The sequence below is a fragment of the Streptomyces sp. NPDC002790 genome (assembly GCF_040295505.1).
Lineage (GTDB): Bacteria > Actinomycetota > Actinomycetes > Streptomycetales > Streptomycetaceae > Streptomyces.
Map to the genome: position 1 here is coordinate 1 of NZ_JBEOVM010000146.1, position 13,702 is coordinate 13,702.

The 13,702-nt window shown below is 69.8% G+C and carries 15 protein-coding genes; 6 read left to right on the forward strand and 9 right to left on the reverse strand.

Annotated elements, in window-relative coordinates:
* On the reverse strand, positions 1–865 hold an 865-nt coding region (locus ABT004_RS33360; protein ID WP_351344498.1), incomplete at its 3' end, for an RNA-guided endonuclease TnpB family protein.
* A 216-nt stretch (positions 866–1,081) separates the two neighbouring features.
* Positions 1,082–2,974, reverse strand: a complete 1,893-nt coding sequence (locus tag ABT004_RS33365) for a glycoside hydrolase family 20 protein (protein ID WP_502966980.1) — start codon at positions 2,972–2,974, stop codon at positions 1,082–1,084.
* Between the two features lie 390 nt (positions 2,975–3,364).
* On the opposite strand from ABT004_RS33365, the gene ABT004_RS33370 reads away from it, so the two are divergent.
* Genes ABT004_RS33370 through ABT004_RS33380 form a run of 3 tightly spaced genes read left to right on the forward strand, consistent with a single transcriptional unit; the run spans position 3,365 to position 5,447 of the window.
* Positions 3,365–3,754: an RNHCP domain-containing protein gene (locus tag ABT004_RS33370; RefSeq protein WP_451193725.1), complete on the forward strand. Its 390-nt coding sequence runs from the start codon at positions 3,365–3,367 to the stop codon at positions 3,752–3,754.
* A 15-nt stretch (positions 3,755–3,769) separates the two neighbouring features.
* Positions 3,770–4,255, forward strand: coding sequence for an RNHCP domain-containing protein (locus tag ABT004_RS33375; RefSeq protein WP_351344500.1), 486 nt, complete (start codon positions 3,770–3,772; stop codon positions 4,253–4,255).
* A 10-nt stretch (positions 4,256–4,265) separates the two neighbouring features.
* Positions 4,266–5,447 carry an alpha/beta hydrolase family protein gene (locus ABT004_RS33380; protein WP_351344502.1) on the forward strand — a complete coding sequence of 394 codons (1,182 nt, stop codon included), beginning with the start codon at positions 4,266–4,268 and terminating at the stop codon, positions 5,445–5,447.
* Positions 5,448–5,480: 33 nt separating this feature from the next.
* Here the strand turns inward: ABT004_RS33380 and ABT004_RS33385 are convergent, their stop codons facing one another.
* The gene (locus ABT004_RS33385) at positions 5,481–6,422 is read right to left on the reverse strand and encodes an aldo/keto reductase (RefSeq protein WP_351344505.1); all 942 of its coding nucleotides are present in this window, start codon (positions 6,420–6,422) and stop codon (positions 5,481–5,483) included.
* A gap of 46 nt (positions 6,423–6,468) precedes the next feature.
* Between ABT004_RS33385 and pdxR the strand changes: the two genes are divergently transcribed.
* The gene (gene pdxR, locus ABT004_RS33390; protein ID WP_351344507.1) at positions 6,469–7,908 is read left to right on the forward strand and encodes a MocR-like pyridoxine biosynthesis transcription factor PdxR; all 1,440 of its coding nucleotides are present in this window, start codon (positions 6,469–6,471) and stop codon (positions 7,906–7,908) included.
* Here the strand turns inward: pdxR and ABT004_RS33395 are convergent.
* Positions 7,877–8,512, reverse strand: a complete 636-nt coding sequence (locus ABT004_RS33395; RefSeq protein ID WP_351344509.1) for an NADPH-dependent F420 reductase — start codon at positions 8,510–8,512, stop codon at positions 7,877–7,879. The genes pdxR and ABT004_RS33395 overlap by 32 nt on opposite strands.
* Positions 8,513–8,558: 46 nt before the next feature.
* Positions 8,559–9,293 carry an SDR family NAD(P)-dependent oxidoreductase gene (locus ABT004_RS33400; protein WP_351344510.1) on the reverse strand — a complete coding sequence of 245 codons (735 nt, stop codon included), beginning with the start codon at positions 9,291–9,293 and terminating at the stop codon, positions 8,559–8,561.
* Between the two features lie 148 nt (positions 9,294–9,441).
* Between ABT004_RS33400 and ABT004_RS33405 the strand changes: the two genes are divergently transcribed.
* On the forward strand, positions 9,442–10,053 hold the full coding sequence (locus tag ABT004_RS33405; protein ID WP_351344512.1) for a TetR/AcrR family transcriptional regulator: 612 nt from the start codon (positions 9,442–9,444) through the stop codon (positions 10,051–10,053).
* 73 nt (positions 10,054–10,126) lie between these two features.
* On the opposite strand, the gene ABT004_RS33410 is transcribed toward ABT004_RS33405, so the two are convergent.
* Together ABT004_RS33410 and ABT004_RS33415 are read right to left on the reverse strand one after the other, a co-directional pair.
* Positions 10,127–10,447, reverse strand: coding sequence for a transcriptional regulator (locus ABT004_RS33410; RefSeq protein WP_351344515.1), 321 nt, complete (start codon positions 10,445–10,447; stop codon positions 10,127–10,129).
* Entirely contained in the window at positions 10,444–10,935 is a 492-nt protein-coding gene (locus ABT004_RS33415; protein WP_351344518.1) for a hypothetical protein, read from the reverse strand. The genes ABT004_RS33410 and ABT004_RS33415 overlap by 4 nt, the downstream gene beginning before the upstream one ends.
* A 356-nt stretch (positions 10,936–11,291) precedes the next feature.
* Here ABT004_RS33415 and ABT004_RS33420 point away from each other — a divergent pair, with 356 nt between their 5' ends.
* The gene (locus ABT004_RS33420) at positions 11,292–11,495 is read left to right on the forward strand and encodes a cold-shock protein (protein ID WP_351344521.1); all 204 of its coding nucleotides are present in this window, start codon (positions 11,292–11,294) and stop codon (positions 11,493–11,495) included.
* Between the two features lie 84 nt (positions 11,496–11,579).
* Here the strand turns inward: ABT004_RS33420 and ABT004_RS33425 are convergent, their stop codons facing one another.
* Both ABT004_RS33425 and ABT004_RS33430 read right to left on the reverse strand, forming a co-directional pair.
* Positions 11,580–13,064 (reverse strand): UDP-N-acetylmuramoyl-L-alanyl-D-glutamate--2,6-diaminopimelate ligase, encoded by a 1,485-nt coding sequence (locus ABT004_RS33425; RefSeq protein ID WP_351344524.1) that lies wholly within the window; start codon positions 13,062–13,064, stop codon positions 11,580–11,582.
* Between the two features lie 324 nt (positions 13,065–13,388).
* A partial coding sequence (locus ABT004_RS33430; RefSeq protein WP_351344527.1) for a hypothetical protein occupies positions 13,389–13,702 on the reverse strand: 314 nt, incomplete at its 5' end.

Sequence of the window (13,702 nt, forward strand, 5' to 3'; positions counted from 1 at the left end):
GTCGAAGCCGTACCCGGTCCCGGATCCCGTCGAGTTGTTCGACGGCAATCCCGCGACCGGTGCGTTGCGCGACGGACACGATCTCCTTGCTGATCCTGTGGTTCATGTGCGTGGCATGCCGGTGCTCCTTCCGGCTGCGCCGCGCGAGGCGGCGGGTGGCCGACCGGGTCTGCTTCTTCTGCAGTTCGGCGCGCTTGCGGGACTGCCACCGCCGGTAGCGCGACAGACGACGGCCCTGGTAGTTGGCGCCGTCGCTGGTGGTCGCCAGGTTCACGATGCCGCGGTCCACCCCGATCCAGTCCACCGGCTCGTACACGTCCGGGTCCGGGATGTCGCAGGTGGCGATCAGGTACCACGTGCCGCGCCGCTGAACCAGGTCACTCTCGCCCTTGCGGAACGAGGCCAGGGTCTTCAACTGGTCCACGGATCCGGTGTACCTGACGTTCTTCATGCGGCCGTCAACCGTCCAGATCGACACCGTGCGGGCGTCGTACTGCCAGGACAGGCACCGGTCGTCGAACGGCTGCGCCGCCTCCACCCGAAAGGCGATAGGGGCACTGAGGGCCTTACGGTGCCGTTTGGTGGTGGCCGGCCCCAGACGACCTGCCTTCAGCGCGGCCGCGAGGGCCGCATACGCGTCCGCGACCTTCTTGATCGCCCGCACCGCGGGCTGCGCCGACAGCCCGAACGTCGCCTTCACGTCCGTGTAGACGAGCTTCTGCAGCCCGTTGCGGTCCTTCACGTTCCGCTCGAAGGCGACCTGCGCGACCCAGCCGGCGGCCCGGTTGCAGGCGTGCAGGGTCGCCTCGAGCGCCGACGCCTGCTCGGGCGTCGGCAGCAGCTTCACCTGCACCACCAGCTTCATGGCATCGGACGATAGTCCGAAGGGCGAACGCCCGACCAGGACTTCCCCGGTGTTCACCCATCCTGGTGGACCACCTCGGAACTGATTGCGTTTCTCGACTCCGTCGAGCAGCCATGCGACGACTCCGCCACCACGACGGGATACGGCGACGCTCCGCGTCGCACCCCCAAGAGGCGACTCCTCCCCCGCGTCAACGCCAGGGCATCCTCGCCAGAGTCAGGTGAGGGTCCAGGTCGTCGGGGTCTTCTGGTCGGGCGGGTACTGCGCCAGGGCTCCGTCGGCGGTGGCGTCGAGGGTCATGCGGGTGATGGCGTTGGTGAGGGTGTGGCCGCCGGGCGCCCGTTCGATCTGCCAGCGCTGGAGCGTGTTCTTCGGGTCGCACTTCTCCCACGTGGCGGCGGAGCCGGGCTCCAGCGGCACATTGAGGGTGAGCTTGCCACTGCGGGTCTCCAGGCAGGCGCCACTGGTGTCGTCGGCGACGGTCGCGTAGCCGTCGGCGGTACGGGTGATCCGGACGGTGCGGTCGGCGGTGCGGCCGCCGCGGTCCGCGAGGGTGTACGTGCCGTCGGCGATCGGGACGCGGGTCAGGTCGCGGACGCCGGGCGCGGTGCCGGTCGCGGCGGCGCGTGCGGTGAACGCGTCGTAGGTGGCGTCGGGGTGGGCGGTCCCCCAGGTGGTCTGGGCGATGTGGTCGAGGGCCGGGGTGGTGGCGCGGGTGACCTCGTTCTCGGTCTCGCCGCGTCCGTTGTCCGGCCACAGGCTGATCTTCGCGCCGGTGATCCCGCGGTCGGAGGTGAGCTTCTCGCCCTCGAAACTGCGCGGGTCCCACTGCTCGTCGTACAGCTTGCGGGTGTCGGTGTGGAAGCCGCCGCGCACCAGGTAGAGGGAGTAGGCGGCGTTCATCACGGGGTGGCCCTGCGCAATGAGGGTGCTCGGCTTCACGTCGACGTCCAGCCAGTGCTCGACGGTGGTGCCGGGGGCGACGGGCACGGTGTTGGCGCCGGTCAGGCCGTCGTTCCAGATGCGGAGCCGCTTGCCCTTGCTCGCGGCGTAGGCCTGGACGCGGTTGACGAAGTCGATGAAGGCGTCCTGTGGCGTGGCGTCCGGCCCGTACTTGGCGCGGGCGTACTCCAGCACGTGCGGGTACTTCGCGAAGTCGGAGCCCAGCATGTACTCGTCGGCGCCCATGTGCCACGAGCCGGACGGGAAGACCCCGCCGTACTCGTCGATCAGGCTCTTGTAGTACGTGAACGCCTCGGGCTTCGTCACATCGAGGCGGGAGGGCTGGGCCTTGCCGTCCCGGTCGACGAGTTGGAGGTCGGAGCGGTTCTCGATCCACGGGTCCATGTGACCGGGCGAGTTGATCTCGGGAACGATCTCGACGTGGTACTTGGCGCCGAGCGCGACGATCCTGCGGATCTCGCTCTTGGTGTAGTAGCCCCAGGTGTTGGCCTCGGGGTGACGGTCGCTCTTGACCTTGATCTCGAGGAGCAGCTGGTTGAGCCGGCGGTAGGACATCTCGCGCACCAGGTTCTCCAGCCAGTCGGTGGAGATGTGCACGTAGCAGGCGCAGACGCCGACACCGCGTTCCTTGTACCGCGGTACGTCGACGGTTCGGCCCGCCGGGATCGCGTCGCCCTGGGCGAGCATCTGGAGGAGGGTGCGGGTGCCGTAGAAGGAGCCGGTCTCGGCGGCGCCGGTGATCTCCAGCCGGGCGCCGGCCCGCAGTTCGTACCCCTCGGCTCCGAGCTGCCTGCGACCGGGGGCGACGTCGATGACGATGTCACCGGTCCGGGCGGCGCCGCCGGTGACGGGCACGGTGCCATGGCCCGCGGCGCGCAGGTCATCGACGAGAGTGCGGGCGACGCGACGGGAGGCCGCGTCGTCGGCGACGAGCCGGGTGCGGTCGCCGTACGTGTAACTGCCTTCGGACGGAGCCCAGTTGTCGAGGGCGGGCAGGGTCCGCGGGGCTGCTTCCTGCGGCGACGCCTCGGTCGCGGCGGAGACGGGCATGGCCCCGGCGAGGAGGGCGAGGGCGGCACCGGCCAGACCTACGAGACATGGTCTGCGGCGCCGGGCGGGCGGTGTCTTGCGCGACTCGGTCCACATGGGATCCGAGGATTCCGGGCGCCCAGGGAAGCAGTCCATGGACATCACCGATGAGTACTTGGACATCCGGGCGCGTCTGGACTCTGCGCCGCTCTCTGCCACTCTCCGTCACTCTCCACCGCGGAAATATTCGCTCGCACACGCCCCGCCGGCCTGCCTACGCTTGCTCCGCTGTCCTCCCCCGCACCGGCACACCTGCCCGTGCGGCCGAACCACCGGGCCCCGTGCCCACCGAGGGGGTGTCTTCATGACCCGGACCGAGCCGAGCGCGCCTCATCGCGACGTACCACGTACACGTAGTACTGCACGCGGATAACCGACCGAACCAGCCGTCGAGGCCGCTCGGCCTGCTCTTGCTGTCGATGACCATCTCCCCAGCAAGGAGCACAGGTGTCCGAGCACACCCCCAACACCCGCCCAAACGCCCGTCCCAGCCCCACTCTCAAGATCAGTACGTTCGTGTGCGCCTGGTGCGGTCTCACCGCGACCACCAGCGATCCGGACGGTCGTAGCCGTAACCACTGCCCTTCGTGTCTGCACTCGCGCCACGTCCTGGACCACGTTCAGGGCGGCCGCACCGAGTGCCACGGTCGGATGTCGCCGATCGCCATCGCCGTCCTGCGGACCGGTGATTGGAGAGTCGTCCACCGCTGCGTACGGTGCGACGAGCTCACCTCGAACCCTGTGAGCCCGGACGACAACCAGCTGGTGCTGTTGCGGATGGCGGTACGGCCGCTGGCCCAACCGCCCTTCCCTCTCGAAACGTTGGGCACGCTGTGAGCGGGGAGGCCCGGCATGCCGCGCCGTAACCGGACGTCGCCCGACGGCCCCGCCGACCGGCGGCGCCGCCAGCGCGACAAGGACGTACTCCACGGCCGGCGCGACGGCCACCGTAGCCGCGACTTCCGCTGCGCGGGCTGCCGGTTGGACGTGTCCCTCGACGCCCCGGGCAGCGGTCACCGCAACCACTGCCCGAACTGTCTGACCAGCCTGCACGTGGACGCCCGGATCCCCGGCGACCGCGCGTCGGACTGCCGGGGCCGGATGACCGCCTTGACGGTGGCCTGCCGCCCGGACGGGGAGTGGCTGATCGTCCACGAGTGCCTCTCGTGCGGCGAACTCTCCACCAACCGCGTCGCGGGCGACGACAACGCCCTCGTACTGATGCGTCTCGCGGTCCTGCCCCTGCGGACTCCGGCGGGGGCGAGCTCGGGGGTCCACCGACAGAGGTACGTTCAAGTAGCCCTGGAGTCTGACGTGTTGGGGAGAACCTGGGCCTAGCTTCAACTGTATGACCTCCAGACATCGCAGGGCCACTGTGGCCACTCTGCTCACCGTGGCCCTGTCCGCGCCGCTTCTGGGCGCCACACCGGCCTCCGCCGTCAACACGGCGCAGGCCGCGCCCCAAGTCCCGTACAGCAGCGGGTTGGAGCTGCCGCCCCTCAGCGGTGCGCACTCCGTGGGCCGCCGCACCCTGCACCTGGTCGATCGGAACCGCACCGATCCATGGATGCCGGCGGCCGGTCACCGGGAGTTGATGGTGACGGTGTCCTACCCGGCGCGCTCGGCGAGTGGATCATCGGCGGCGTACATGACCGACGAGGAGGCGCGGCTCCTCCTGGAGGCGAGGGGAGTCGGCGGTGTCGTGCCGCCCGAGACGGTTGCCGGGGCGCGTACTCGTGCGCACGTGGGTACTCGCCCGGCGCCGGGGCGTTTCCCCCTGGTGCTGCTCTCCTCGGGCTTCTCGATGCCGCGCACCACACTCACCTCGCTCGCCGACGATCTCGCGAGTCGCGGCTACGTCGTCGCCTCGGTGGACCACGCGTACGAATCCGTCGGCACTGCCTTTCCCGGGGGCCGGATGCTGACGTGTGTGGCCTGCGAACGGGTCGAAACTTCCGAGGAGTACGCGGCTGTCGTGCGCGGCCGGGCCAAGGACATGTCCTTCGTGATCGGCGAGTTGACCAACGGCCGCCGGGCCGGGGCGCTGTCCCATGTGATCGACCCGAGCCGGATCGGATTGGGCGGCCACTCGATCGGGGGCGCGACCGCGGCCGCGACCATGGCCGCCGACCGTCGCGTGCGGGCGGGTTTCGACCTGGACGGAAGCTTCTTTCTGCACCCCGCCGCAGCGAGGCTCGGCAAGCGTCCGTTCATGATGCTCGGCGCCGAGTCCCCGCATACCCCCGACAACCCGAAATCCGACTGGCCCGAGGCATGGAAACACCTCAATGGCTGGAAACGCTGGCTGACCGTGACCGGCGCCGAACACTTCTCCTTCACGGACCTGCCGTACCTGGCCGCGCAGTTGGGCCTCTCGGACCCTGCCATACCGATGTCCGGAGAACGCGGGTGGCGCATAACCCGCGACTACGTGTCAGCCTTCCTCGACCTTCACCTGCGGGGCATTCCGCGCCCACTCCTCGACGGCCCCGAGGCCACGCATCCGGAGGTCACCTTCCAACAACCGTGACGTGGCGCCCGATGACCGGGGCCGGCTCCCAGGTCACACCACGGAGTCCAGCCGTTGACGCTGATTCACCGTCAACTCCAGTTCCACGCCCGCCATCGCCTCATCCAGCTGCTCGACCGAGCTGACGCCGACGATCGGCGTTGCAGCCGGATTCCCTCCGGTCAGCCACGCCAGCACCACCCGGTTCCGGTTCGTTCCGGTCTCGGCGGCGATCTCGTCGAGCACCGCGAGACGCCGGGCCGTTCCGGGATGGTCGTACTCCTGTGCCAGTGGCTTGTCGGCGCGGGTGTAGCCACCGCTCAGCAGCGGCGTGTACGCCCACAGCGCCATGTCCGGATGGTGCTCCAGGTAGTGGAGCACCTCGTCGGTGACCGCGGCGAAGCGGTGCCCCTCGCCGGGCCGGAGCGCGGGGCGCGGCCGGAGGTACGTGTGGCGTTGCTGTATCGCGGTGAAGCCGGCGCCGCCGTGCTCAAGCGCGATCCGCCGTGCCCGTTCGACCTGCCACACGGGGTAGTTGGAGCAGCCGAGGCGTCCGACCGTGCCCGCGGTCACGAGGTCGTCGAAGGCGGCGACCGTCTCCTCCAGCGGTGTGGCCGCATCAGGCATGTGGGCCCAGTACAACTCGACGTGGTCCGTGCCCAGTCGTCGCAGGCTGTCGTCGATCCCTCCCTTGACGGCGCCGGCCGACAAGCCCTCGGCTGTCTCCGGGAAGCGTCCGGCCTCGGTCGGCTCGCACCCCACCTTGGTGCTGATCCTGACGCGGTCACGGACGCCCGGACGGCTCGCCAGCCAACGCCCGATCAACTCCTCGCTCCTCCCGCCGAATCCGGTCGGATCGGCCCAGAACGCATAGCAGTTGGCGGTGTCGATCCAGACGCCTCCGGCGTCCACGAAACGGTCCAGGATCTCGAACGACCGGTGCTCGTCCTGGGCCGTGCCGAACAGCATGGCCCCAAGGGCCAGATTCTCCATCATGCCTTTCACGCTAGGCGCGTTCGGTTCGGCGCTACGCTCCAATGTTGTGGCTGAATCACAGACCAATTTCGCGTGGGCGACGCTGTTGGACATCGGTTCGCCGGAGGGCGGACGGCGCCGCCTGCACGACCGTCTGGCTCACGCACTGCGCACCGCGATCCGGGACGGCCGGCTGACGGAGGGGGCCGCCGTGCCACCGAGCCGCGCGCTCGCCGAGGAACTCGGCTGCTCCCGTTGGGTGGTGACCGAGGCGTACGGACAACTCATCGCCGAGGGGTACCTCTCGGCCAGGGCGGGTTCCGCTACGCGTGTCTCCTGGACACCGGAGGCATCCGGCTCGACACCTCCACGGCCCAGCGGCCCACGCTCACCGACCCGGCCGCCCATCCGGTACGACCTCGCGCCCGGCCTGCCCGACCTGCGGGCGTTCCCCCGCCGCCGCTGGGCGGACGCCGTCCGAGCGGTCATCGGCTCGGCCGTCCACTACGACCTCGGGCTGCCCGACCCCGCCGGGCACACCGTGCTGCGTACCACCGTCGCGCAGTACCTGCGACGCTCGCGAGGCGCGGACGCGCGCCCCGAGTCCGTGACCGTGTGCGCCGGCGTCACGGACGGACTGCTGCGCACCTGCCGGGCACTGCGCGCCGAGGGGATCGCCGACGTAGCGGTGGAACACCCGGGGTGGGGGCGGCTGCGGGACGCCGCGACCAGCGCAGGACTCCGTGTGCACCCGGTCCCCGTGGACCACGACGGCCTCGACGTCGACTCCCTCGCACACACACCTGCGCGGGCCGTCATCGTCGGCGCGGCACACCAATTCCCCACCGGCACGGTGCTGTCCCCTGCGCGCCGGGCCGGTCTGGTGCGCTGGGCCCGCGAGTTGGACGGCTTCGTCATCGAGGACGACTACGACGCCGAGTTCCGCTACGACCGCCACCCGGTCGCCGTCATGCAGGGGATGGCCCCGGGCCGGGTCTTCCTCCTCGGCTCGGTCAGCAAGACACTGTCACCGGCCCTCGGCCTGGGCTGGCTGGTCGCCCCCGCCTCGATGGTCCCGGCGCTCCGGACGGCGAACCTCGTCGCCGCCGCGCCACCGGTGCTGGACCAACTCGCACTCGCCACCTTCATCGACCGCGGCTGGTACGACGCCCACCTGCGCGCGGCACGGCGGCGGTTCCGCTCCCGCCGCGACCTGCTGGTCCGCACTCTCGCCGCCCAGGTGCCGAAGGGTCGGGTCTCCGGCACGGCCGCCGGACTGCACATCCTGCTCCACCTGCCGGACGACACCGATACCCGCGGGACCGTCCGGGCGGCAGCCGCCACCGGGCTGCGCCTGGCGGACCTCGACGACTATCGCGCACACCGACCGACGGAACCCGCACTCGTCCTCGGCTACGGGAACATCAGCGACACTGAGATTCCCCAGGCCATCAACCTCCTACGCGAGGCGACCTTCAGCCGTTCGCTCGGGCGGGAACCTCGGTGATGCTCAGGGCGAAGTCCAGGTTCCCCACCCCGTGGTTGGCGAGGCCCACCGTGACCACGCCCGCTCCTTCCAGCCAGTGCGCCATCTTCAGGCCGCCGACGTCCAACGGGCGCAGCCCAAGGGTCTCGATGAACGCCTCCACACTTGCCTTCGCCTGCGCATCGTCGCCGGCGATGAAGACGTCGGGCCTCCCCTTCTCCAGGACGTGCCGGAAGACGGTGTTGAACGCCTTCACCACACTGGCGCTTGCCGGAGCCACCTTGGCGACTTCCTGCGCGATCGAGGTCTCCTCGCGGTGGGCGAGCCCGTCGAACGTGGAGTTGAAGGGATTGCTGATGTCGACGATGGCCTTGCCCGCGAGAGCGTCTCCGTACTGGGCGACGGTCGGTACGACACCGTCGTGCAACAGGGCCACGATGACGATGTCCCCGGCCGGGGCCGCGCCCCACTCCCCCGTCGTGGCGCCGCCGCCGAGTGCCTTGGCCAGGGCGGCGGCCTTGGCCTGATCGCGGCCCATGACCTCGACGGTGTTGCCGCCCGCTGTCGCCCGCGCGCCGATGGTGCGGGCCATGTTCCCGGTGCCGATGATGCTGATGCTGCTCATGAGATGTCCCGTCCTGGTTGCGTGTTGTCCGGTTCAGATGGCGGGTTCAGATGGCGGTGGTGCCGCCGTCGGCGATCAGTTCCATGCCGTTGACGTAGCTGGAGTCGTCGAAGGCGAGGAAGAGGGCGGCGGTGGCGATCTCGTCGGGGCTGCCCATCCGGCCGCGTGGGATAAGGGACTCGAACTGGCGCTTGGTGGCCTCGTCGAAGAGTTCCGCCTGCTTGGCGGTGGCGACCTGGCCGGGGGGCAGGACGTTGACGCGGATGCGGCGGTCCTTGAGCTCGTTGAGCCAGATACGGGCCCAGGCCTGCTGGACGGCCTTGCTGCCGGCGTAGACGCTCCAGCCGGGGAAGGCGCCGAGGGAGGCGTTGGAGCCGGTCATGAGGATGGAGCCGCCGTCGTTGAGGAGCGGAAGGGCCTTCTGGACGGTGAACAGGGTGCCGCGGGCGTTGAGCCCGAACCAGGTGTCGAACTGGGCCTCGGTGATCTCGCCGAGCGGGGCGGGCTCGCCGCCGCCTGCGCTGGCCCACAGCACGTCGAGGCTGCCCTTCTCCCGCTTGACGGTGTCGTACAGGCGGTCCAGGTCGGCCAGGTCGGCGGCGTCGCCCTGGACGCCGGTGACGTTGCGGCCGATCTCCTTCACAGCCTCGTCCAGGGCCTCCTGGCGGCGGCCGGTGATGAAGACGTGCGCCCCCTCGTCGACGAACAGCTTCGCACCTGCCAGCGCCATGCCGGTGGTGCCGCCGGTGATGACCGCGACCTTGCCGTCGAGCTTTCCCATGGTCGTTCCCTTGGGTCGGTGGTGCCGTACGTGCCCGGGAGGGGCGGCGACGTTAAGTACACCGCCGTGTGTGCTTAACGTACGGGGCAGGCGACCGGGGCGCAAGCTATGTACACCGGTCGTTACCCGGCTGCGGTACGCTGGACCCATGACGGAGTTGGAGAAGGGCCCCACGGGCAGTCGCCGCGGCCGGGGCGCCCGCGAGCGGATCCTCGGGGCGTCCCAGCGGCTGTTCCGCGAGCAGGGCATCAACCGCACGGGCATGGACCAGCTCTGCGCGGCGGCCGAGGTGTCCAAGCGCACGGCCTACCAGCACTTCGGCGGCAAGGACGGACTCGTCGCCGAGTATCTGCGCGGGTTCGATCCCGACGTCCTGTGCGGCGTGTTCGACCGCACCGACCTCACACCCCGCGAACGGCTCCTCGCCGCCTTCGACGTCCCCTCCACCACTCCCCTGTGCCCATACATCGCAGCCGCCGTCGAACTCCACGACCCCCAGCACCCGGCGTCCCAGTACGCACGCGACTACAAGAAGGCCGTCGCCGCGCGACTCGCCGACACCGCCCGCGAAGCCGGCGCCGCCGACCCCGAACAGCTCGGGGAGCAGCTCGCACTACTCATCGACGGCGCCGCGACCCGCACCCGGGTCCTCAACGCCGACGCCTTCCCCACCGCCGCCGCCATCGCCGCCGCCCTCATCGACAACGCCATCCCCGCCACGGCCGGCGATGACCGGCGCCGAGAGGAAGCCTCAGGCTGACCCGGCGCTCCGCGGTCGGGGAGACCGGCAGGCCGGCTTCTGCGCACACGTGCCCTCGGCGGAGTCGTCGTGGTCAGAGAGCCGGATCCGACGGCCCGACTATCGCCCGCAGTGCCGCAAGGTGCCCCCGGTAGGCATCCCGGCCTCCCCGGGTCAGGTGGAGCCACACGCGCTGCCGGGTGTCGCGGACGGCCTTGCGTTGCCCGACGTAGCCGGCGTCCATCAGTACGGTGACATGCTTGCTCAGCGCCGAGGCGGAGAGGTCGAGTTGCTTTTGGACCAGGCCGAACTCCGCCTCGCCCGCAGTGTCCAGGAGAGCGCAGATGCGCAGCCGGTTCGGGGCATGGACGGTGGTGTCGAACCCCTCCAGAAGGGAGTGGGTTTCGGCGCTCACGCGGTCTTCCTGTGCAGGCGGACGAAGGCAAGGTGGAAGCCGACGGACACGGCGGCGCCGATCAGCGAGGCCGCGATCAGCCACACCGGCCATCCAGTGACACGGAACGCGAGCACGGCCCCCACCACCAGCGCGGGCAGGCCGACCCCGAGCGGCACGGTCGCGCGCTTCGGCAGCACGTCCAGCCGCAGCGCCACGCCGGTCTTGTTGCGCCAAGCCTTCGCTGCGACGGCGAAGAGCACCCCGAACACCGCGGTGATCGCCAGCATGATGCCGATCCAGGCGGGGCGCGGCAGCAGCCAGTCCGAGTCGGCGATGACGCCTCCGTAGGTGATCGGGAGCGCGACAAGGTAGAGCGTAAGCGTGATGAAAAACCAGGTCGGCCATGGTGTGGCCGACAATGCTGCGGCGGAGGCCCGGATGTGCTCGGTGTCGGCCAGCACGGAACGGGCCTGCTCCGGCGTCAGTCGTACCCCGTTGGTTTCCATGTCGGAAAGAGTAGCGGCTGGTTTCCAGTACGGAAAGGGGTGAGTTTCCAGTACGGCAAGTGAAGCCTCTCCCGCTTGGGCCCTGCCTCTTGAGCTCGTCCATGCGACGCCAAACGGGGCAGTATGCGCCGTTTGTTCGGTGGTCAAGACAGATCAGGGGCCAGGACTCACTCTCGGTCCGTAGCTTCGCCAGCACGGGCCGTGTAACGTCCACGTCAGCAGTCATGGTTCCGAAGTACCGCCCGTGAACCTCAAATTCACGGGCAGCTTGCTGTTTACAGTCTCTGAGGACCAGGACGACCACCTCCGGCTCCCGCACGGTGCGGAAGCCGACTACGAGTCCCCTTGGAGGACACATGGCCACCGGAACCGTCAAGTGGTTCAACGCGGAAAAGGGCTTCGGCTTCATCGAGCAGGAGGGTGGCGGCCCGGACGTCTTCGCCCACTACTCGAACATCAACGCCTCCGGCTTCCGTGAGCTTCAGGAAGGCCAGAAGGTGAACTTCGACGTCACCCAGGGCCAGAAGGGCCCGCAGGCGGAGAACATCACCCCCGCCTGACGCCTGAGCTGTACACACGCGACGCCCGCCTCTGCTTGGAGAGGCGGGCGTCGTGCGTGTGTGCGGGGGGGCTTGTAGGGAGGGCTACCGCGTGGCGAGTTCGCGTACCGTCGCCATGTCGCTGAACGGGAGCGCTTGTTCGTTGACGATCTGGTAGGGCTCGCTGCCCTTGCCCGCTATCAGGACGATGTCGCCGTGCCCGGCGGCGGACAGCGCGAAGGAGATCGCGCGGCGGCGGTCGGCGAACCGTTCGAAGGCGACGCCGCTTGCCGTCAGGCCTGGGACGACCTGGTCCATGATCTCCCGGGGGTCTTCGTTCCTGGGGTTGTCCGAGGTCAGTACGCACAGGTCGGAGTAGGTCCCGGCGATCTCCCCCATCGGGGCACGCTTGGTGACGTCCCGGTCCCCGCCACAGCCGAAGACGGTGACGACCCGACCCGAGGCGAAGCCGCGGATGGTGGTCAGCACCTTCTCCAGCGAGTCCGGGGAGTGCGCGTAGTCCACGATGACGGACGTGCCGTCCGGGGTCTCGTAGCGTTCGAACCTGCCCGGGATCGGGGGCATCTGCTCGAGTGCGCCGACCAGTCCGGCCAGATTGTGCCCGGTGAGGTGGCAGGCGGCGACAGCGGCCAGTGCGTTGGAGACGGAGAACCGTCCGGGGAGCGGGATCGCGGCCGGATACTTGTGGCCGGCGTGGTGCAGGGTGAAGCGGGTGCCGACGGCGTCCATGGAGAGGTCGGTCGCCCGGTAGTCCGCCTCCGCGTCGATGCCGTACGTGACGACCGCACCGGGCATCATCGCCGCGATGTCCGCCCCGAGGGGATCGTCGGCGTTGACCACCGCGCGCCGGGACAGCCCCTGGAACAGCCGGAGTTTGGCGTCCCGGTAGTTCTCCATGGTGCCGTGGTCGTCCAGGTGATCCTGCGTCAGGTTGGTGAACACCCCTACGTCGATGAACGAGTGGTCCAGACGGTGCGTCAGCAGACCCATCGACGTGGCTTCCAGGACGACGGTCGCGACACCGCGGTCGCGCATGCACGCGAGCAGGTACTGAAAGTCCGGCGACTCCGGAGTGGTCAGTACCGACCGCGGCATCGGAATCACCTCGTCGCCGATCCGGCTGCCCGCCGTCCCGATCACCCCCACCCTGGCGCGCTCGGCGATCCTCAGCACCGACTCGACCATGTACGAAACCGATGTCTTCCCGTTGGTGCCGGTGACGGCCACCATCTTCATCTGCCGTCCGGGCTCGCCGTGGTACCGGGAGGCGACGACCGCGGCCGCCTTGCGTGTGTCCGGCACCGCCACGACGCACACGCCCGCGTCCGACGCCCAGGTCGCGGCGGGAAGCTCCGGTGCGGCGAAGTCGACGAGGACCGCCACCGCGCCGCGTGCGAGAGCCGGTCCGATGGACTCGAGGCCACCTTCGCGGTGACCGGGCACCGCGATGAAGAGGGATCCCGGAGCGGCGCGGTGAGCGTCGAAGCACGGGCCCGCGGTGATCCGCGTCTCCGGGTCGCCCGCAAGGACTTCATGGTCGTGCCCGGCGAGCAGCTCGCTCAACTTCACAGGGGTCCTCTCGTAGATGCACCGGCCGCCGGTCGTCCGGCAGTCGGCGCGCAGGTGGCGCGCAGGGCGCCAAGGGGTGACAGAGCAGGAGAATGTGGCGAGGACAGCCACAGTGCGGTCGCAGAGGAGAACGAAGACGTCGGCGCGCAAAGAGTTCCGCCGAAGCAGACACAGACGCAGAGTGATCAGGGCCGAGAACTACCCGGGATCGCTAGCCGTGACCGTGCAGCGCGCGGCAGCAGGCCGCGGGCATGTTCACCAGAATGACGCGCGCACATGCGGCCGACGGGCACACGGCATGAGTGGCCTGGAACAGGCACTCCCTCACTGCACATGTGCGACCCATACGTGGAGTGTACGTCCGGCCGCGGGAGCAATCTCCCGAAGTCCCTCCCCGACAGGACCGTCGGAGGTGCGCTGACCGGTGATGTTCTGGATCCACGGCGGCGGATTCTCTTCGGGCTCGGGAGCTCCCTCGACGTGCCCGGGCCGAGCAAGCAGGGCGCGGGCAACTGCGGCCTGCTCGACCAGCAGGCGGCGTTGCGGCAGGGGCGGGCTTGATCCCGCGGGCAGCGGCGTGACGGGGCTCGCGGACCGGGTCACCGCTCTCGACGGCCGGATGCGGGTGTCGAGTCCGT

Coding starts and splice junctions, on each gene's coding strand:
- ABT004_RS33420 (WP_351344521.1), top strand. CDS start 11,292: ATGGCCACCGGAACCGTCAAGTGGTTCAACGCGGAAAAGGGCTTCGGC.
- ABT004_RS33375 (WP_351344500.1), top strand. CDS start 3,770: ATGCCGCGCCGTAACCGGACGTCGCCCGACGGCCCCGCCGACCGGCGG.
- ABT004_RS33380 (WP_351344502.1), top strand. CDS start 4,266: ATGACCTCCAGACATCGCAGGGCCACTGTGGCCACTCTGCTCACCGTG.
- ABT004_RS33400 (WP_351344510.1), bottom strand. CDS start 9,293: ATGGGAAAGCTCGACGGCAAGGTCGCGGTCATCACCGGCGGCACCACC.
- ABT004_RS33415 (WP_351344518.1), bottom strand. CDS start 10,935: ATGGAAACCAACGGGGTACGACTGACGCCGGAGCAGGCCCGTTCCGTG.
- ABT004_RS33405 (WP_351344512.1), top strand. CDS start 9,442: ATGACGGAGTTGGAGAAGGGCCCCACGGGCAGTCGCCGCGGCCGGGGC.
- ABT004_RS33385 (WP_351344505.1), bottom strand. CDS start 6,422: ATGATGGAGAATCTGGCCCTTGGGGCCATGCTGTTCGGCACGGCCCAG.
- ABT004_RS33365 (WP_502966980.1), bottom strand. CDS start 2,974: ATGTGGACCGAGTCGCGCAAGACACCGCCCGCCCGGCGCCGCAGACCA.
- ABT004_RS33395 (WP_351344509.1), bottom strand. CDS start 8,512: ATGAGCAGCATCAGCATCATCGGCACCGGGAACATGGCCCGCACCATC.